Annotated in this window: 15 protein-coding genes and 1 tRNA gene; 5 read left to right on the forward strand and 11 right to left on the reverse strand. The window is 66.5% G+C overall.

Annotated features, from left to right (window positions below; translation table 11 throughout):
- Positions 1–2: 2 nt before the first annotated feature.
- Complete coding sequence (locus QT386_RS06555) at positions 3–1,016, reverse strand: hypothetical protein (RefSeq protein ID WP_289272945.1); 1,014 nt, start codon at positions 1,014–1,016, stop codon at positions 3–5.
- 219 nt (positions 1,017–1,235) lie between these two features.
- Here QT386_RS06555 and QT386_RS06560 point away from each other — a divergent pair, with 219 nt between their 5' ends.
- Positions 1,236–2,870: a 3-(methylthio)propionyl-CoA ligase gene (locus QT386_RS06560; protein WP_289272946.1), complete on the forward strand. Its 1,635-nt coding sequence runs from the start codon at positions 1,236–1,238 to the stop codon at positions 2,868–2,870.
- Positions 2,871–2,993: 123 nt separating this feature from the next.
- Here QT386_RS06560 and QT386_RS06565 read toward each other — a convergent pair.
- The 8 genes from QT386_RS06565 to QT386_RS06600 form a co-directional block, all read right to left on the reverse strand.
- A tRNA-Met gene (locus QT386_RS06565) sits at positions 2,994–3,070 on the reverse strand.
- A 187-nt stretch (positions 3,071–3,257) separates the two neighbouring features.
- The gene (locus QT386_RS06570; RefSeq protein ID WP_289272947.1) at positions 3,258–3,878 is read right to left on the reverse strand and encodes a trimeric intracellular cation channel family protein; all 621 of its coding nucleotides are present in this window, start codon (positions 3,876–3,878) and stop codon (positions 3,258–3,260) included.
- A 20-nt stretch (positions 3,879–3,898) separates the two neighbouring features.
- Positions 3,899–4,951 carry a Glu/Leu/Phe/Val dehydrogenase gene (locus tag QT386_RS06575; protein ID WP_289272948.1) on the reverse strand — a complete coding sequence of 351 codons (1,053 nt, stop codon included), beginning with the start codon at positions 4,949–4,951 and terminating at the stop codon, positions 3,899–3,901.
- A gap of 225 nt (positions 4,952–5,176) precedes the next feature.
- Entirely contained in the window at positions 5,177–7,201 is a 2,025-nt protein-coding gene (locus tag QT386_RS06580) for a prolyl oligopeptidase family serine peptidase (RefSeq protein ID WP_289272949.1), read from the reverse strand.
- A 29-nt stretch (positions 7,202–7,230) separates the two neighbouring features.
- On the reverse strand, positions 7,231–9,255 hold the full coding sequence (locus tag QT386_RS06585; protein WP_289272950.1) for a prolyl oligopeptidase family serine peptidase: 2,025 nt from the start codon (positions 9,253–9,255) through the stop codon (positions 7,231–7,233).
- A gap of 157 nt (positions 9,256–9,412) precedes the next feature.
- Positions 9,413–9,568 carry a hypothetical protein gene (locus QT386_RS06590; protein ID WP_289272951.1) on the reverse strand — a complete coding sequence of 52 codons (156 nt, stop codon included), beginning with the start codon at positions 9,566–9,568 and terminating at the stop codon, positions 9,413–9,415.
- A gap of 31 nt (positions 9,569–9,599) precedes the next feature.
- Positions 9,600–10,064, reverse strand: a complete 465-nt coding sequence (locus QT386_RS06595) for a hypothetical protein (RefSeq protein WP_289272952.1) — start codon at positions 10,062–10,064, stop codon at positions 9,600–9,602.
- Positions 10,064–10,714 carry a TetR/AcrR family transcriptional regulator gene (locus tag QT386_RS06600; protein ID WP_289272953.1) on the reverse strand — a complete coding sequence of 217 codons (651 nt, stop codon included), beginning with the start codon at positions 10,712–10,714 and terminating at the stop codon, positions 10,064–10,066. The genes QT386_RS06595 and QT386_RS06600 overlap by 1 nt, the downstream gene beginning before the upstream one ends.
- A gap of 159 nt (positions 10,715–10,873) precedes the next feature.
- On the opposite strand from QT386_RS06600, the gene QT386_RS06605 reads away from it, so the two are divergent.
- The 4 genes from QT386_RS06605 (at position 10,874) to QT386_RS06620 (ending at position 16,709) form a co-directional block, all read left to right on the forward strand.
- Positions 10,874–12,265: an MFS transporter gene (locus QT386_RS06605; protein WP_289272954.1), complete on the forward strand. Its 1,392-nt coding sequence runs from the start codon at positions 10,874–10,876 to the stop codon at positions 12,263–12,265.
- 8 nt (positions 12,266–12,273) lie between these two features.
- Positions 12,274–14,646, forward strand: coding sequence for a prolyl oligopeptidase family serine peptidase (locus QT386_RS06610; protein WP_289272955.1), 2,373 nt, complete (start codon positions 12,274–12,276; stop codon positions 14,644–14,646).
- A gap of 64 nt (positions 14,647–14,710) precedes the next feature.
- Positions 14,711–15,949, forward strand: a complete 1,239-nt coding sequence (locus QT386_RS06615; protein WP_289272956.1) for an amidohydrolase family protein — start codon at positions 14,711–14,713, stop codon at positions 15,947–15,949.
- A 91-nt stretch (positions 15,950–16,040) separates the two neighbouring features.
- Positions 16,041–16,709, forward strand: a complete 669-nt coding sequence (locus tag QT386_RS06620; RefSeq protein WP_289272957.1) for a helix-turn-helix transcriptional regulator — start codon at positions 16,041–16,043, stop codon at positions 16,707–16,709.
- Positions 16,710–16,719: 10 nt separating this feature from the next.
- On the opposite strand, the gene QT386_RS06625 is transcribed toward QT386_RS06620, so the two are convergent.
- Both QT386_RS06625 and QT386_RS06630 read right to left on the reverse strand, forming a co-directional pair.
- Positions 16,720–17,385, reverse strand: a complete 666-nt coding sequence (locus tag QT386_RS06625) for a TetR/AcrR family transcriptional regulator (protein WP_289272958.1) — start codon at positions 17,383–17,385, stop codon at positions 16,720–16,722.
- A gap of 45 nt (positions 17,386–17,430) precedes the next feature.
- On the reverse strand, positions 17,431–18,852 hold the full coding sequence (locus tag QT386_RS06630; protein ID WP_289272959.1) for a hypothetical protein: 1,422 nt from the start codon (positions 18,850–18,852) through the stop codon (positions 17,431–17,433).
- Positions 18,853–18,894 lie beyond the last annotated feature (42 nt).

Below are 18,894 nucleotides of genomic sequence, written 5' to 3' on the forward strand. Positions count from 1 at the left end.
AATCAGAGGGCGCTGCCGAGGCTCTGCACCATGCCGGCGGCGCTTTCGCCGATCAGCTTCTGGATGGCCTCGCTATAGGCGCCCTCGCTCTGCGGCATGACCTGGCTGGACTTGCGCTTCTGGCCGAAGCCGCCCACCAGGGAGCCGAAGGCGTTGGTGATGGCATCACCCTTCTTCGATTCAGTGGTCGTGGTGTCCTCGACGCCAAAGATGCCGGGGCCGGCACTCAGGGGTTCCTTCAGGTAAACGGCACCGGTATGGCGCGGACGGCGGCTGTTGGTGAAGGTGCGGAAACCGGCGTCGGTGACGAACTGGATTTCGGTCTCTTCCGGGAACAGCACCAGCTGCGGCTCGATGGCCGCGCGGGCGACGCCGGCGATGCCGGCCAGCACGCCGTTCTTGGTGCCCGACACCAGGCCGAAGCTGGCGAGGTAATGAATATGCAGCAGTGTCACATCCAGCGATTTGGCGAGGTCGCCTTCCTTCTTGCCGCGGCCCTGATTCTGCGAGTCGGTGCGCTGGCCGAAGTCGCCGCGGGTGTTGCTGGAGGAGAAGAAGGCCGGCATGCCGGCGGGCGCGAAGATCTTGCTGATCGAGGGCGCGCCTTCCACCAGCTTGTCGTCGGTGAAGGTCAGCGGCGAGGCGGCGCCGTATTTCTTCGCCAGCTCCTGGTACAGCGGGCTGGCCTCCAGCGCGCTGCGCTCCATGACCTCGAAGCCGGCCTGGGTCAGGGCAGCCACGGTGTCCTTGTAGGCTTGCTCGGTAATCGCCTGGAAGGCGGCGTCGCTGACACCGGCCAGCGTGGTGGTGACCTGGGCATTGCTGCCGCCTGCGCGCCCCTCGCTGTGCAGCTGGGTGTAGAACTCGACGCCGAACTCGGCGATCACCACCTTGCGGTGTCCCTTGATCGCGGAGACGTTGTCCGTGCCGATGGCAGGGGCGGCGGCCGCAGGAAGCATGGCGCAGGCCAGCAGCAGGGACGTGGACAGCAGCGCGATGCGTGAAACACGATTCATGAGGAGCTCCGGGAAGGACGGGGCATTGTCCCTAGCGCTCCGCTGGCGACGTACCCCTCCGTGGTAGGGATGGGGAAAGCCCGACACGCGGAACTCCTACCCCGCGGAAGGCGTCTTTCCCTTGCCCTTTGCATGAAAACCGGCAAGGATTTCGCGGCAGCCGCGCCCAGACGCGGCCCCTGACTATTTCTTCACCCCCAAGAACGAGGAGTACACCCGATGTCGTCGTCCCTGCTGATGGGCCAGATGATGGAACGCCCGCTGCTGATCTCGTCGCTGCTGATGCACGCCGAGCGGTTCCATGGAGACAGCGAGATCGTCTCGCGCACGGTCGAGGGACCGATCCATCGCTATACCTGGTCGGAGGCGGGCCGCCGCGCACGTCAGGCCGCCAAGGCGCTGGAGCGCCTGGGCATCCGCCAGGGCGACCGCGTGGCAACGCTGGCCTGGAACGGCTACCGCCACCTGGAGCTGTACTACGCGATCTCCGGCACCGGCGCGGTGATGCATACGATCAACCCGCGCCTGTTCCCCGAGCAGGTGGCGTGGATCGCCGATCACGCCGAGGACCAGGTGCTGTTCTTCGACATCACCTTCGCGCCGCTGGTGGACGCGGTGGCAGCCAAGTGCAAGACGGTGAAGACCTGGGTGGCGCTGACCGACCGCGCGCACCTGCCGGAGATGAAGAACGTAAAGCCGCTGGCGTACGAGGAGCTGATCGGCGCCGATGACGACCAGTACGAGTGGCCGGAATTCGACGAACGCGCCGCGGCCTGCCTCTGCTACACCTCGGGCACCACGGGCAATCCCAAGGGCGTGCTGTACTCGCACCGCTCCACCCTGCTGCACACCTTCGCGGTGCCGCTGCCGGACGTGATGAACCTGTCGGCACGCGACGTGATCCTGCCAGTGGTCCCGATGTTCCACGTCAACGCCTGGGCACTGACCTATGTCGGCGCGATGATCGGCTCCAAACTGGTGTTCCCCGGCCCGGCGCTGGACGGCGCCAGCATCTGCGAGCTGTTCGAGAACGAGAAGGTCACCTTCAGCGCCGGCGTGCCCACCGTGTGGCTCGGCGCGCTGCAGTACCTCAAGCAGACCGGCAAGAAGCTCAACACGGTGAAGCGCATGGTGGTGGGCGGCTCGGCCTGCCCGCCGGCGCTGATGGAAGCCTTCGAGCGTGACTACGGCATCAAGCTGATCCACGCCTGGGGCATGACCGAGATGTCGCCGCTGGGCACGGTCTGCACGATGAAGAACCGTCACCTGGAACTGTCGAAGGAAGAGCAGTTCAAGGTGGAGCTCAAGCAGGGCCGCCCGCCCTTCGGCGTGGACCTGAAGATCGTCGACGAGGACGGCAAGGAGCTGCCGCGCGACGGCCAGACCTCCGGCGACCTGCTGGTGCGCGGCTATTGGATCGTGGACCAGTACTACCGCGGCGAGAAGAGCCCGCTGCAGGACGGCTGGTTCCCCACCGGTGACCGCGGCACGTTGGACTCCGACGGCTATCTGACGATCACCGACCGCAGCAAGGACGTGATCAAGTCCGGCGGCGAGTGGATCGGCTCCATCGACCTGGAGAACATCGCCATGGCGCACCCGGCGGTGGCGATGGCGGCGGTGATCGCGGCCAAGCACGCCAAGTGGGACGAGCGCCCGCTGCTGATCGTGGTGAAGAAGCCCGGCGCGGACGTGAGCCGCGACGAGATGCTGAAGTTCTACGAGGGCAAGATCGCCAAGTGGTGGACGCCGGACGACGTGGTGTTCGTCGAGGCCCTGCCCCTGGGTGCCACGGGCAAGGTGCAGAAGAACAAGCTGCGCGACGAGTTCGGCGAACGCCTGATGACGGCCTGACGGGTTCCGGAGGCCGGCCTTGGGGGTTCCCGGGCCGGTCAGGCATGAAAAGCCCCCGGAAAACAAAAAACCCAGCAATTACGCTGAGTTATTTGTTTTCCGGGACTTCTGGGAAGTCAAAAATGGTGGTGATGAGTGGAATCGAACCACCGACCTCAGCATTATGAGTGCCGCGCTCTAACCGTCTGAGCTACATCACCGGGGGCGCGCATTGTAAGTGGTTGGAAACGCCACGTAAATGCCGGGCGGGGGACTAGCATCGGACCGGAAGCAGGCCGACACCGCGATCGTCATCCCGTAGCGCGTACCCTGCTTCAAGCACGCCCGACTCATGGCCAGTTCCTTCGCCCATGGCAGCAGACGACTCACAATCTGCTCCTTGGGATTTCAAGGACGGCGGTCCTCAGGCAGGGTGAACACAGGCAGGGTCAGACCGAAGACGATCGCCGCGATGCGCATCATCGCGACCAGGATCATACCTGCGGCGGCGGCGGCCGGCGCCGCGATACCGACGTGCAGCAGCAGGACCATGAGCGCGCAGCCCGAGATCGCGGCCGTGGCGTAGATGTTGCCCTTCTGCAGGATCATGGGGATCTCGTTGCAGAGCACGTCGCGCAGCAGGCCGCCGAAGGCGCCGGTGATCGTGCCCATGACCACGGCAATCAGGCCCGGCTTCTCCAGGGCGATGGAAACCTGTGCCCCCAGGATGCTGAAGAGCGCAAGGCCCAGCGCGTCGGCCAGTTCCAGCAGCTTCTCGGGCGGGCGGGCGAAGCGCACGTAGGGCACCGTCAGCAGGGCCGCGATCAGGGCCGCTACCAGGAACTGCGGTCGCTCCACCCAGAATACCGGGCGGTCCAGCAGCAGGTCGCGCAGGGTGCCGCCGCCGGTCGCCGTCACCCAGGCGATCACCACCACGCCCAGCAGGTCGAGCGACTTCCGCCCGGCCGCGAGCGCGCCGGATACCGCAAACACCGCCACGCCCGCCAGTTCGATCCAGGGTGCAATCATCGTGGCGGCATGCTAACCGCTCAGTGCCGGGCCTGTCCGCCCGCCATGCGCTTCAGGGCCAGGGCGTCGGCGATCACATGCGGCGGCGTGCCGGATGCCTTCGACTCCGCGAAGATGCCGGCCAAGGTCTGCTCGATGCCGGCGACACGCTTCCAGACCTCCTGCTCGCTGCCGCTGCGCAGGTACTCGGAGGCGACGCAGATGATGCCGCCGGCGTTGATGACATAGTCCGGCGCATACAGGATGCCGCGGGCGTGCAAGGCCAGACCGTCTTCCGGCGAAGCCAGCTGGTTGTTGGCACCCCCGGCAATCACCGAGGCGCGGATCCGCGGGATCGACTGCGGATTGAAGACGCCGCCCATCGCGCAGGGAGACAGCACCTCCACGTCCTGGAAGAGGATGTCCTCGGGGCTCACCACCTCAGCGCCGAAATGCTCGCGCAGGTTCTCGCAGGCTGCAGGATTGATGTCGGCCACCACCAGGCGGGCACCGGCCTTGTAGAGGTTTTCGCAGAGATGACGGCCGACGCTGCCCAGCCCCTGCACCGCCACGCGCAACCCCTCCAGATCCGAGCGGCCCAGGCGAGCCTTGGCCGCGGCGAGGATGCCACAGTAGACGCCGTAGGCCGTCTTGGGAGAAGGATCGCCGCCGGCGGTATCGCCGTGGCTGGAAATGCCGCTGACATACGGGGTGCTGCGCGCCACGCAGGCCATGTCGGCCACGCTGACGCCCACATCCTCCGCGGTGACGTAGGCGCCGTGCAGGCGATCCACGACCCGCCCGAAGGCCTCGAACTGCGCCTCGGTCACCGGCTTGCCGGGCTCGCGGATGATGACCGCCTTGCCGCCGCCCATCGGCAGGCCCGCCACCGCGTTCTTGTAGCTCATGCCGCGCGACAGGCGCAGCACATCGTGCAGCGCCGCCTCCTCGCTCTCGTAGGCCCAGGCCCGGCAGCCACCCGCAGCAGGACCCAGCGCAGTGGAGTGGATCGCGATGATCCCCTTGAGGCCGCTGGCCGCGTCGGAGAAGAAGGTCACGCCTTCATGGCTGTCGAACGCTTTGCTGCTGAACATGGAGGGTCTCTCGATGACTTTGTGGACGTCGGCTGGGTGAGAGCAGACTAGCCCTTCGAGCCCGGGATATGATTTCTTTTTTGCCTCGCTTTGATTGAAATCAGGGACGAATCCCGACCCAAGCCAGATTCCAGAAACACCTTGTCGAGCAGCACGGAGGCAGCAGCCGAGCCCCGTGCGGCACCGGCCGCGGCAGCCGGCGGCCGATGCCGGGACCGCCTCTGCTCAGGGGGCCAGGCCCAGCTGGTCGATGAAGAAGGCCAGCCAGTCGGCACCCTGCGCGCGCTGCCCTGCCAGGTCCGCCGCGCCATGGCCCACGCCATCGCGTACGCGCATCAGGATCGGGTGCGGGCCCGCATTTGCCGGCTGCATGCGTGCCGCCTGCTTGCGGACATGCCAGGGCGGGCAGCGCAGGTCCTGCTTGCCCGCATCCAGCAGCAGCGCCGGATAGGCCGTGCCGTCCTTGACGTTGTGGTACGGGCTCCAGGCATGCAGCACCTCGGACATCTCCGCATCGTTGGGATCGCCGTAGTCCAGGGTGGACGCCATGCAGATGGCATCCCGCGCACGCGCCAGCGGGTCGGTGATCGGCACCTGCGCGATACTGGCGCGGAACAGGTCGGGCCGCTGCACGGCCACTGCCGAGGCCATGACACCGCCGTTGGAGCCGCCGACCACGCCGAGCTTGCCGGCACTGCTGATGCCACGCGCGATCACATCCTCGCCGATGGCGAAGACATCATTGAACGAGTTCTGCTTGAGCTTGAGACGGCCCTGGTGCCACATGTCCGGGCCGAGCTCGCCGCCACCGCGCAGGTGCATCAGCACCAGCACACCACCGGCCTTCAGCCAGGCGCCCAACCAGGCTCCCGACCAGCCGGGAATCAGTGCTGCCTGGAAGCCACCGTAGCCGTACATCGCGGTGGGTTGCGGCCTGGACAGGTCCACGCCGGCATGGGCGATGACCTGGTAGGGCACGCGTGCGCCGTCGGCGCTGGTGGCGGAGTGGCTGCGGATCTGCCCTTCGAGCCGGAATAGCGGCTGCGTCAGCGCGGTCACTGCCAGCGTGCGCACGTTGACCTTGTACAAGGCCGGGGACTGCAGGGGCGAGGAGAACGGGAACAGCACGTCGCCGTCGGCACCCTTCCAGATCATGTCCATCATGCTGAAGATGGCGAACTGCGCAGCGCTCAGGGAGCCACGGCCCGGCAGGGCCACCTCGCCCTTGGGCCGGCCCTCGGTGTCGAACACACGCAGGCGCGACCAGGTCTCCACCAGATCGACCAGCACGAGGCAGCCATCGATCGTCAGCAGCGTGCCGAGCACGTCACTGGAACCTGGCAGGAGTTCCTTCCAGGTACTGCGATCCTTCGGCGTGGCCAGCGGAATCGACACCAGGCGCCCGCAAGGCGCGCCGTCGCTGGTCACCGCGTAGTAGTGATCGCCGATGATGTCGCCGCGGAACTGTGCGGCCTCCCCCTTGAGGAAGGGACGCCAGCCACTGGCGGACGTCTCGTCGCGGATGTATTCCGGGCGGGGATTAAGGTGGTCCGCGATCAGCAGCATGTGCTTGCCGTCGGCGGAGGACTTCACCCACATCGTATCCGCGCTCCGCTCGTAGTCCTCGCGCGTGGAGTTGGGCGCCGCCCCCAGTGTATGCCGGTAGATCCAGGAGCCGTCCTGCATCGCGCCGGGATCCCGCCCCAGGATGTAGAAGCCGCTGCTGTCCGGCAGCCAGGCGGCGAAGAACGCATATACCTGCGGGATCGAGTCCATCAATACCTTGCCGCTGTCCACCTCGAACACCCGCAGCTCGGCAAGCTCGACTCCGTCCACGCTGAACCCGATTACCGCCTTGCGCCCATCGGGCGACGGCACGAAGTTGTCGACCGACAGCATGCGGCCGTTCGCGAAATCCTGGAGATCGACGACCAGGCGCCAGGGGCCTTCGGAAGAGTCGGCCACCTCCACCACGTGCATCTTCCGCCCCTCCGGCGTGCGCTTGCGGAACCAGCGGCCACCACTGAACAGCGGGAAATCGTTCTCGATGTGCGGCATCGAGTCCATCAGCGCCTGGGCGCGGACCCCGGCGGGATTGCTGTTGAACCAAGCCCGGGTGAGACCATCCTGCAGGGCCTGGAATTCCAGCGACTCGGGACTGTCCTGCTCCAGCCACTGGAAATCGTCGGTGTAGCTCACGCGGCCGAAGGTCACGGCGACGGGTTGGCGCTTGGCGGTGGGGTATTTCATGGTGTTCCCGGCATGGATGAGGCAGCCGCTCAAGGCACGAGGCCGAGCTGGTCAATGAAGAAGGTAAGGAAGTCCGCGCCCTCGGAGCGCTGGCCTTGGGGCGTACGCTCGCCGTGGCCGCTGCCCTCGCGGATACGCAGCAGCACCGGATTCGGGCCGGCATTGGCGGGCTGCATGCGTGCGGCCATCTTGCGCACATGCCAGGCCGGGGTGCGGTCGTCCTTATCGCCGGAGTCCATCAGGAATGCCGGGTAGACGGTGCCATCCTTGACGTTGCTGTAGGGGCTGTAGGCCGCCTGGACCTCCGACAGTTCAGGGTCCTCGGGGTCGCCGCCATCCAGGGTTGCACCGAGACAGATCGGATCACGCCCGCGTGCCAGCAGATCGGGGGCGGCGGCGTAGGCCGCTGCGGCGCGGAACAGGTCCGGCCGTTGCACCACGACCACGCAGGCCATCACACCGCCATAGGAGCCGCCGGTCACGCCGAGTTGCGCCGTGGTGGTGATGCCGCGCGCGATCAGGTCATCGGCAATGGCGTAGACGTCGTTGAAGGTATTCTGCTTGTGCCGGAGGCGGCCCTGGTGCCACATGTCCGGGCCCAGTTCACCACCGCCACGCAGGTGCCCCAGCACCAGCACGCCTCCGGCCTGAACCCAGGCGGCGTACTGCGCACTGGACCAGCCCGGGACCAGCGAAACGGCGAATCCGCCGTAGCCGTAGATGATGGCCGGCTGCGGTTTCGACAGGTCCAGGTCCGCTCGTGCGATCACGCGATAGGGCACGCGCACCCCATCGGCGCTGGTGGTGGCATAGTCATGCAAGTGGGCATCGAGCCGGACCGCCGGCTGCATCAGCGCGGTCACCTCGCGCGTATGGATATTGGCCTTGTACAGTCCTGGCGACTGCACCGGCGACGAGAAGGCGAACAACACCTCGCCCTGCCCGCCCTTCCACATCATGTCGATCATGTTGAAGAGGACGAATTGCAGGGTGCTGATGGAACCGCGCCCCGGCAGGGCGACCTCGCCCTTCAATCGCCCCTCGATGTCGAGCACGCGCAGGCGCGAGTAGGTATCCACCAGGTCCGTCAACACCAGGTGCCCATCGATGATCAGCAGCGTGCCGAGCACGGCATCCGATCCCGGCACCAGTTCCTTCCAGGTGCTGCGGTCGGCAGGCGTCGCCAGAGGAATCGACACCAGGCGTCCGCACTTGGCACCATCGTCGGTCACGGCGTAGTAGTGGTCGCCGATGATGTCGCCGCGGAACAAGGCGGTTTCGCCCTGCAGGAAGGGTTTCCAGGCGCCTCCACCCGTGCCTTCGCGGATGTACTCAGGGCGAGGATTCAGGTGATCGGCGATCAGCAGCACATGCCGGCCGTCTGCGGCCGCCTTCGCCCACATCAGCGAGTGAGTGGTCTCGAACTCCTCCGGCTGGGTGACGGGTGCCTCGCCCAGCACCTGGCGATAGACCCGCGACTGGAACAGCGAGACCGTGGGATCCCAGGCCGCGTAGTAGAGGCCGCTGCTGTCGGGAAACCAGGACGGGAAGATCGGTCGCACCTGGCGGATCGACTCCAGCAGCATCTCGCCGCTATCGACATCGATTACGCGGAACTCCGCCATCTCACGGCCGTCGATGCCCCAGCCGAAAGCCAGCTTGCGCCCGTCCGGTGACGGGACGAAGGTATCGGCGACCAGCGACTGTCCGCTGCTCATGGCGTTGAAATCCACCACGATGCGCCAGGGGCCGTCGATCGCCCCCGCCACTTCGAGCACCTCCAGGTTCTTGCCCTCCGGCACACGCTTGCGGAACCAGCGGCCACCGCTGTAGCTCGGAAGATCGACACTGACGCGCGACATCGCGTCGATCAATGCCTCGGCGCGCGCGCGCGCCGGACGGCTCGCCATCCAGTCCAGGGTGTAACGATTCTGCCGGGCCTGAAAGTCCAGCGACTCGGGGGTATTTTCTTCCAGCCACTGGTAATCGTCGGTATAGCTGACGCGACCGTGGGTAACGGGCGTGGGTTGCGGCTTGGCGATCGGGTAGTTCATCGAGAGTGTTGTCGTGTTCATTGTTTGAAAGGAGGCATCTAGAAGCTGCCGCTCAGGCGCAGCACGAAGATGCGCGGCGCAACGTAGGTAACGGTGTCGCGGGCGGGAAACGGGTTGGTGGTGATGTTCCCAGCGCTCGCCCAGTTCGCGTGTCAGTTCACCGAAAATCGGCCGCTTCCAGGTCGATCTCACCGCGAAGCTGGCCGATATCGAGCATGCTGGCCATCTTGCTGGCATTGCCGGGACAAGGCGTGGCCAGGATGCCGTTGAGCAGCGGAGGTATAGACAGTGTCGGCAGCCCCCTCGGCCGCACCGATTTCCGAGCAGTCGTAGAGCTGCATGCCTTAGTAGAAGCCGCCGAGGAGCCGCCTCCAGGGACCGTCGCCCGGTGCCGAGACCGCGCGCAGCTCCTGCGTGAAGCCCTTGCTATGGTTGTCGTTGGCGCCCGCCAGCAGCGGCAACAGGCCGCCCAGCGCTCGCGAAGCCTCGATGAATATCTCGAACCGCTTCTTGACGTACGAGGTCTGCGAGATCAGGGCGCCCCAGTCGAAGCGTCGCTCGATGGAGAGGTTGGCGAGGTCGTAGCCGGACTTGCCAGGACTGGCCCGTGGCGAGTCGCCGTGCTCCAGCCGGCCATCGTAGTTGTCGGCATAAGCGATGTCGTCGTCCTCGGTCCGTTGGGTGGCACCCAACAGCGGGAACTTCCAACGGTCGTCCGGCTCCCAGGCAAGGATGCCGCGCAGGCCGTATTGCGAGGCCGTATTGATGTCGCGACGGCCGTTGGCACTTGAACCACCACGGATATTCATCAGCTTGCGCTCCTGCGAGAGGCCGGGGACAGGCCCGGCAGGACGAGATCGATCATGGCGTCGAGATACTGCTCGAAGCCGTATTGCTCGACCGGGTCGGCAGAGGGCCTGGCAGGGATGCTGCGCAGACGCTTCTCGTACTCCGCCCCCAGCCGACGCTCGGCCTCCACGGCCAACGCCACCGTCGACAGCAGGGCGCCCAACGCCAGGTGGACGGTCTTGCGGTCTGGCGCGTATGCCAGCAGTGCGCCTTGCCATCGGTCGCCGACCTGCATGAAGGTCTGCGCGGCCGCGGAGTCGTGACGGGACAGCATCACTCCGGGGTGATGCAGCATCAGGCGACGGGACGCAACCAGGAAGGCGATCAGTTCCACGCGCAGCTCCGGCACGGAGCTGGATTGGGGCAACGGCAATTGGTCCGTCAGCCGGTGGACCGCCTTGTCCTCGATCTCCTCGATGGCGCCAATGTAGTTGTAGAGCGTGGTGTGGCTGGTCCCCAGCTCCGCGGCCAGGGACCGGATGGTCAGGGCGGCATAGCCCTCGCGCTCCATCACCCGCAGCGCCGCCTCCACCAGCAACTCGTCCGAATACTTGCGCGGACGCCCCCTAGGGTTGCGCTGCTCCGCTGCCGCCGTCTGCCATTCACCCATCGCCGCCACTCCCCATCACCTTGCGAGGCCATCCACCACCCGGATGAATTTATTTCCATTGTGGTCGTAAATTAAGTGTAATATACATACACATATGTATAATGGCAAGACGCATAATCCTGGGATGGACGGATCACTGTGAATTCCGCGACGCAACAAATGAATGCAGGCACCTCCGCACCCCTGCGGCGTGACCTCCTCATCACCTTCACCCTGCCGACCCTGATCCTGGGCGTCATGCATGGGCCAGAAGGCCAGATCCAGGCGATCTACGCCAAGCACGCCGGCCTGTCCCTCACCGCGCTGGCCCTGGCGATGCTGATCACCAAGATGTTCGACGCGATCACCTATCCGCTGATCGGCCACCTGTCGGACCGCAGCTATGCACGCAGCGGCACGCGCCGCAGCTGGACCATCGCCGGCACCCTGCTGTCCGTGGCCGGCACCTGGTTCCTGCTGCGTCCGCCCGAGGACGTGACCGTGCTCTACTTCGGCATCTGGACCGCGGTGCTGTACCTGGGCTGGAAGACCATCGAGATCCCGCTGCAGGCCTGGAGCTACGGCCTGTCCCCCGACTACGCACAGCGCGCCCGCGTGCAGGCCTGGCGTGCGATGTCGCAGATGGCGGGCAACCTGCTGTTCTTCGCCACGCCCTTCATCGCGATGAAGCTCGGCTATTCCGACAGCACCGAGCTGGATTTCCGCAGCCTGGGCGTGGCCGCTGTGATCTGCGTGCTGGCCCTGCCACTGGCCACCACCCTGCTGATCCTGCGCGTACCCAGCGGCGATTACGTGCCGCCGCCCGTGCAGCCGCGCCACGGGATCAAGGAGATCATCGTGGCGGTACGCGACAACCCACCCCTGCTGCGCCTGTTCGCCGCCTTCCTGCCGGTGAACCTCCTGGCCGGCATGAGCGGCGGCGTCGCCTACTTCTACATGGACACCTACCTGGGACTAAGCAAGGAATTCCCGGCCATCATGATCGTGTCCATGCTGCTGACCTTCGTCGGCATCCCGTTCTGGACCTTCCTGTCCGCACGCTACGAGCGTCACCGCGTGTGGGCCAGCGGCCTGGCAGTGGGCGGCATGGCCTGCATCGGCTTCGCGCTGCTCACGCCGGGCCCCTCGGCGCTGATGATGTGCTTCCTGCTCTATCCGCTGATCATCCTGGCCCTGGTCGGCACAGTCATCGTCTACACCATGTCCGCCGACATCGTGGATTACGGCAAGCTGCACACCGGCGAAGATCATGGCGGTCTCTACGGCTCGCTGTTCGCCTTCCTGCAGAAGTCCTTGCAGGGGGTGTCGGCCGCCGCCGGCGTCGCCCTGGTCGGCGCCTTCGGCTTCGACGCCACCGCCACCGCGCAGACCGCCAACGGCGTGCTGGGCCTGAAGCTCGCCATGGCCATCGCCCCGGCAGCCGGCCTGATCGGCGGCGCCCTGATCATCTGGAACTACCCGCTGACCCGCGCGCGCGTGGCGGAAATCCAGGCCACCCTGGCGGAACGCGAGCGGGCCGCCCTGCAGTCCGCCGCCGCCGCGAAGGCCTGAGACCCGGCATGAGAATGCAGGACCGCTACGCCGCCGCCGAGAAACTGCTGCCCTCGGTCTTCCTGCCCAAGCTGCACAACCTCTCGCCGACGCTGCGCTGGGTGGGTCAGACCGACCAGTGCTGGTACCAGCACACGAGCGCGGAAGGACATCAATGGCTGCTGGTCGACGCCGCTACCGGCTCGCGCCGCCCGGCCTTCGACCACCAGCATCTGGCGGATGCGCTGCGGGCGCTCGGCCATGCGGCCGAACCCTCGAAGCTGCCGATCGCGGTCACCCGCATCACACCGGATGCCGTCGAGCTCTCCCACGACAAGACCCGCTATCGCTATGCGGGCAATGAACTGAGCGCGATCGGGGAGACCGAATCGGGCCACGGTCCGTTGCGCTCGCCCGACGGCCGGTGGGCACTGAGTCAGCACGACGGCAACCTGTGGCTGGCCGAGGCCGGCGGTGAGCCGCAGCAGATCACCCATGACGGCTCGCCCGATGATGGCTATGCCATCTACCACGGCAACTTCAAGGCCGGGCACGTGCCGCGCAGCCGCGTGACCGCCAATGGCCGCCCCGCCGGCATCGTCTGGGCGCCCGACAGCAGCAAGCTGATCGTCTGGCGCATCGACCAGCGCCATGTCGCGCCCTATCCGATGCTTGAAAGCGCGCCGCAGGACGGAAGCTTCCGGCCCAAGGTCCATCTGCCGCGCATGCCCTTGACCGGCGAAGCGCCTCCCACCATCCGCTGGCTGTGCCTGGACCTGGCCACGGGCCGGCTGGTGCCGCTGCAGCTGCCGGACGACCAGCTGCACCTGCACCAGGACTGGGAGGCGGTGCGGCGCTGGATGTGGAGTCCCGACTGCCGCCGCGCCTGGGCCGTGATGTTCGGCGAGCATCAGAAGACCGCGTACCTGCTGGACATTGACCTCGCCAGCGGCGCTTCACGCATCGTCGTCTCGGAAAAAGACGAGCCCCGCGTCGAGCTCAACACCACCTCCTACAGCCAGGTCGCCGTCGAGGTCATCGGCGACATGGAGCAGGTCATCTGGTACAGCCACCGCTCGGGCTGGGGACACCTGTACCGCTACGATGGCCAGACCGGCCAGTTGCTGAACGCCGTCACGCAAGGCGAGTGGCTGGTGCGTGACCTGATCGACGTGGATGCCCGCAGCGGGCGCGTACTGTTCACCGCCTGCGGGCGTGAAGGCGGCAACCCTTACCTGCGCTCGCTGTACGCGGTGAACGCGGACGGCAGCGGGTTACGCCGCATCACGCCGGCCGGCCTGGATGCCGACATCAATCCCGGCCTCACCGCGATCTCCAAGACCAGGGAATTCGTCCGGCAGCCGTCACCCAGCGGCGAGTTCCTGGTCTACACGCGCTCTACCGTCTCGGTTCCGCCGCAGACCGTGGCGGTGCGCCTGAAGGATGGCCGCGAGCAACTGATCGAGCAGACCGATATATCCGCGCTGCTCGCCGCCGGCTACGTCCCGCCCGAGGAGTTCGTCACGCTCGCCGCCGACGGCCAGACCGAGATCCACGGCCTGCTGTATCGGCCGCCGGTCCTGCCCGCCGATGGCAAGGCGCCGGTCCTGGTGGCACAGTACGCCAGCCCGCTGATGGCGGCCTGCCCGCGCACCTACCTGGCCGCGTCCGCCAGCCCCGGCGTCTGGATTCCGCCGGCTGCCTATGCCGCGCTGGGCTGCGCGGTGATCGCGCTCGATGCGCGCGGCACCACCGGCCGCAGCCGGGCGTTCGCCACGGCCGGTCAGGGCAAGCTCAACCTCATCGGCCTGGACGACTACGTTGCAGCGATCCAGCAGCTCGGCCAGCGGCATTCCTGGATCGACACGCGACGCGTCGGCATCCAGGGTGGCTCTTACGGCGGCTACACCACGCTCCGCGCCATGCTGGAGTTCCCCGAGGTTTTCACCGTGGGCATCGCCGCCGCGCCGTTCGTCTCGGTGCACAACATGTATCCCGACTACCACTGGACCGGCTGGCAGGGCGTGCCGGACTACGGCAACGGTCGCGGCGAGCGGCCGACCGCCACCGCGCGGCCCGTCAACTATGAGTCGATGGACGCGATCCAGCAGGTGCCGCGGCTCAAGGGCCAATTGCTGGTCGTGGCGGGAGAGCTGGACGAGAACTGCCCGCTGGGCCCGATCCTGCAGCTCTACGACGCAGCGGTGGAGGCCGACGTGCCCATGGAGCTGATGGTGCTGCCCAACCGCAACCACTACACGCTGGGGCGCACGCGCCACACGCTGCGCCGGGCCATGGACCATTTCTGCCAGCACCTGCTGAACAAGGCACCGCCGCGCAGATTCAGGTTCAGCTTGGTGCCGCAGCCGCCCGAGCCGGCGGATCGCGAGACCGCGTGGTGATCCCCCGGCCCCTGCATTCATTCATCCTGTGGTATAGCCGCAGGCGCTTCATCGGAGAGTCCACATGAGCATCAAGATCCTCAGGAACGGCCTGGTCTTCGACGGCCGCAACGAAGCCCTGATCGAGGGCGGCAGCATCGTCATCGAGAACGACCGCATTCGTGAAGTGGCCGCCGGCGACGTGAGCATCGCCGGAGCCGACGTCATCGACATGGGCGGCCGCTTCGTCATGCCCGGATTGCTGGACCTGCATTTCCACGTCTACAGCATCTCGCTCAACATGAGCCTGATCGACAACATGACGCTGCCGCTCAAGGTCGCGTATGCCGCGCGCCTGCTCAGGGGCACCCTGCACCGCGGCTACACTACCGTGCGCGATCCGGGCGGCGGCGAGATCGGCCTGCACCTGGCCATCAGCCAGGGCCTGATGGAAGGCCCGCGCCTCTACTACGGCGGCAAGGCCCTGTCGCAGACCGGCGGCCATGGCGACATGCGCCCCGAGCACCACCACGACAGCCCCTGCGGCTGCGCCGCCAACAACACCTTCGCCGAGGTGGTCGACGGCGTCGAGAACGTGCGCAAGTTCTGCCGCAACGAACTGCGCAAGGGCGCCGACCACATCAAGCTGTTCATCTCCGGTGGTGTCGCCTCGCCTACCGACCCGATCTGGATGCCGCAGTACACCAACGAGGAAATCCTGGCCGCGGTCTACGAGGCCAGCACGCGCCGCAAGTACGTGGTGGCGCACTGCCATACCGACGACGGCGCGCGCCGCTGCCTGGAGACCGGCATCCGCTCCATTGATCATTGCACCATCATCACCCAGGAGACAGCGCAACTGATCGCGGCCGCCGACGGCAAGACCTACGCCGTGCCGACCATCGCCGTGCAGGAGCAGATCATGCGCCACGGCCCCGAGCTGGGCGTGTTCGGTGAGAGCCTGGAGAAGATCAAGGTGGCGCACGCGGCGGCTTACCAGTCGATGGAGTACCTGAAGCGTGCAGGCGCGCGCGTCGGCATGGGCACCGACCTGTTCGAGGAGCGCTTCCACCCGATGCAGAACCAGGAGTTCAGCTTCCGCTCCGACATCTTCACGCCGATCGAACTGCTGCGCTCGGCCACCAGCATCAATGCCGAGATCATGCAGAAGAGCGGCCTGGTCGGCAGCCTCGAGCCCGGCGCCTACGCCGACCTCATCGCCATCGACCGCAACCCGCTGAAGGACATCCACGTCATGGCCCAGCCCGACGAGCACTTCAGCGTGATCATGAAAGGCGGCGAATTCGTGCGTAACCGCCTGTAGGACCGTCCGGACCGATTACCGGGGCTGCCGGCCTCTGGCCCCATCCATTATTATGCATAACTGCATGTTTTAAGCGTCTCGAGGTACTGAAATGAGAAGCACAAGCGAATCCTGCCTGGGTAGTGCCGAAGATTGGGAAGCTCCCGCCGGGACGGCGGCAGCTTCCCGCACCCGGGTCGTCGAGTATCTGCAGCGGCCGGCCGGCCCTGCCTTGCCGCAACTGCAGTCGCTGGACCAGGCACGCAACCTGAGCCTGCTGCTGCAGGGCTACCTGCAGAAATCGCCGGAGGCGCTGGTGTTCCTCGATGGCGGCGGAACCATTCTTTACAAGAGCGCCAACGGAGACGCACAGTTCGACCGCTGGAACCGCACGCTGGTGCGCGGCCAGGAGTCCAGCAGCCTGCCGGCCGCCCTGCGCCCGGCCGTTCTCGGCGGTGATCGTCCCCTGAAGTTGCAGCACCCCCAGCTGCCGGGGCTATCGGCCACCCTGGAGCCGATCCCCGGCGGCTTCGTGCTGCGCCTGACGGACGACCAGACCCTGGGCCGTTCGGGCGAACTGTCGGCACAGGCGCTGGCGGCACTGAAGAAGCTCTCGACGTCGGAGCAGCGCGTCGCACGCCTGGCGGTCGAAGGCTTGCGCAACGACCAGATCGCCAAGCGCCTGTCGCGCTCGCCGCGAACCATCGAATTCCAGCTGCACTGCAGCTTCCGCAAGCTGGGCGTCAGCAACCGCGTCCAGCTGTCGCGCCTGCTGAGCTGAGCCCTCCCGCTCAGGCGGCGCGAGGTTCCGACTTCTTCAGCGCATCGAGGTACTTCTGGCCACCGAGTAGCTGGTGGAAGAACTCGAGGTTTTGCTCGCGATACTCCAGAGGGTCTTCGACGCCGAGGGCGTAATATCCGATCTGCTGCCAGTAGAACAGCTTGCCGCGCAGCTCGGCCTCCTGAGGCGCATAGCCCAGGCCGACGAAGACGGCCTGCAATGCCTTGACGCGGTCGGCATCCACCTCGTGCACCACGTCCGCCACCGGCTGCGAGATACGCGCCCACTCGCGGACGGCCATGTCGAACTGCGGATCGAAGCCGCGCTCGTGCACCAGGTTGTCCGTCATTTGCTTGAACACATCGATCGCGGCACGCGGCGACGAGGCATCGGCGTTCTTGGGGATGAAGCAGTTGTTGACGCGCCAATCGTCCAGCAAGGCCTGCAGCAGCTTGTGATGGCTGCTGAAGTGGTAATAGAAACCACCGCGCGTCACCTTCAGCCGCTTGGCCAGGCGATCCACCTTGATGCCGGCCAGGCCCTCTTCGATCAGCAGCACCCGGGCGCAGCTGATCCAGCCTTCCATGGGCACCTTGATGTTGCCCTTGCGGCTGGGGGGTTCAAAGCTGAGTACCCGCTTCTGCCGGCGGGTGGAATTGAGACGCTTGGCGGCCATTCAGGGGCGATCCGGAGGATGAGACAGACCTGAATCATACACTTTTCAGAAAACATTCCTGGCCGCATCGCTCGGCGCCGCCAGGCGCAAGGCCAGGACGCCCGCCGCAATGCCGGCGGCCGCCTGGTTGACCAGGGGATCAAGCCCGGCGAGTTTCCAGAGACCTGCAGCAGTCAGCCCCGCCAGCACCGAGAGGATCAGCGAGCGAGCGTCGTGCCGCCATCCGAGTGCCTTGGCCATCACCGCCGGAGCGATGCCGGCCGCCATCATCGCGACCGAGCCCAGGGCCACCTGCATGACACTGCCATGGAGCAGCAGCGACAGTCCCATGGTGAGGGCGCCCATCAACACGCAACCCCAGGCGATCGAAAAGCGCCTCCCCGGCATGGAGCGCGGCAGCAGATCGTGGCTCAGGGTCTGCGCCATGGCCACCAGCAGGGCATTGGAGGTCGCCGCGATCGTCGCGAAGACGTCGGCGACGATGATGCCAGTGGCCACTGCGTTCATGCGCTGGCTGAAGAACAGGCTCAACCCGGCCTCGGGGTCCTGCAGGTCCGGCATCACCCCGCGCAGCATCACGCCAAATACGGTCATGGAAATCCAGGTGAACTGGACGAAGCCCATGTAGATCCACCAGGCGGAGCGCGTCTCGGCCGGGCTGGCCCCGGCCAGGTAGCGCGAGACGATGTGAGGCTGTCCCAGGCCGAACCCCAGCGCAGCGGCGCCAAAGCCCAGCAGGAATCCGGCTGTCGCCGGCCAGCCGCCTGCCGGCAGCAGGCTGAGGAAGCCTGGCCCGGCGGCGGCAAGATTCTGTTGCACGATCGCCCCATCCTCGCGGGCGACCCAGAACACGGAGAGCAAGGCCAGGGCCGTGCCGATGATGCGGATGACCGCCTGCAGGCTGTCGACATAGACCGAGCCACGGAAGCCGCCGATGCCGGTATAGGCAATAATCAGCACGGCGAAGAGCGCCAGGGCGCCGAGGCCGGAGACGGGGAAGGCGCCGGCGATGAACTTCTGGCCGGCCAGCCATTGCGCCGATACGTAGCCGGACAGGCACAACAGGATCAGCAGGCCGCAGATCAGCACCAGTATCGTGGCACCGCGGCCCTGCAGCCCATGGGTCAGGAGTTCCGGCAGCGTCGTCGCGCGCGAACGTCGGCCGAAATCATTCAGCCGCTGCGGGAATAACGTCCAGAAGACGATATCGCCTACCAGCCAGGACAGCGGCAGCAGCACCCATTGCATGCCGTACGCATAGCCCAGGCCCACGGCACCCGTGACGATGAATCCGCTGTTGGCGGCGGCGCCCGCCGACAGGCCGATCAGCCAGCGATTGAGCTTCTGCTCCGCCAGACCGCCATGGTCAGACCCGCCATGACGCCGGCCAAGCCAGGCCATCAGGAAGGTGGCCGCGAGCGTCAGCCCGAAGACCGCAATCGAGATACTGGAATAGCTACTGGACATGCCGTACATCCCCCCGGACGTCGCTGAGTCCTCGATCTTGCC

The organism is Solimonas sp. SE-A11 (assembly GCF_030345715.1).
In the GTDB taxonomy this organism is placed as follows: Bacteria; Pseudomonadota; Gammaproteobacteria; order Nevskiales; family Nevskiaceae; genus Solimonas_A.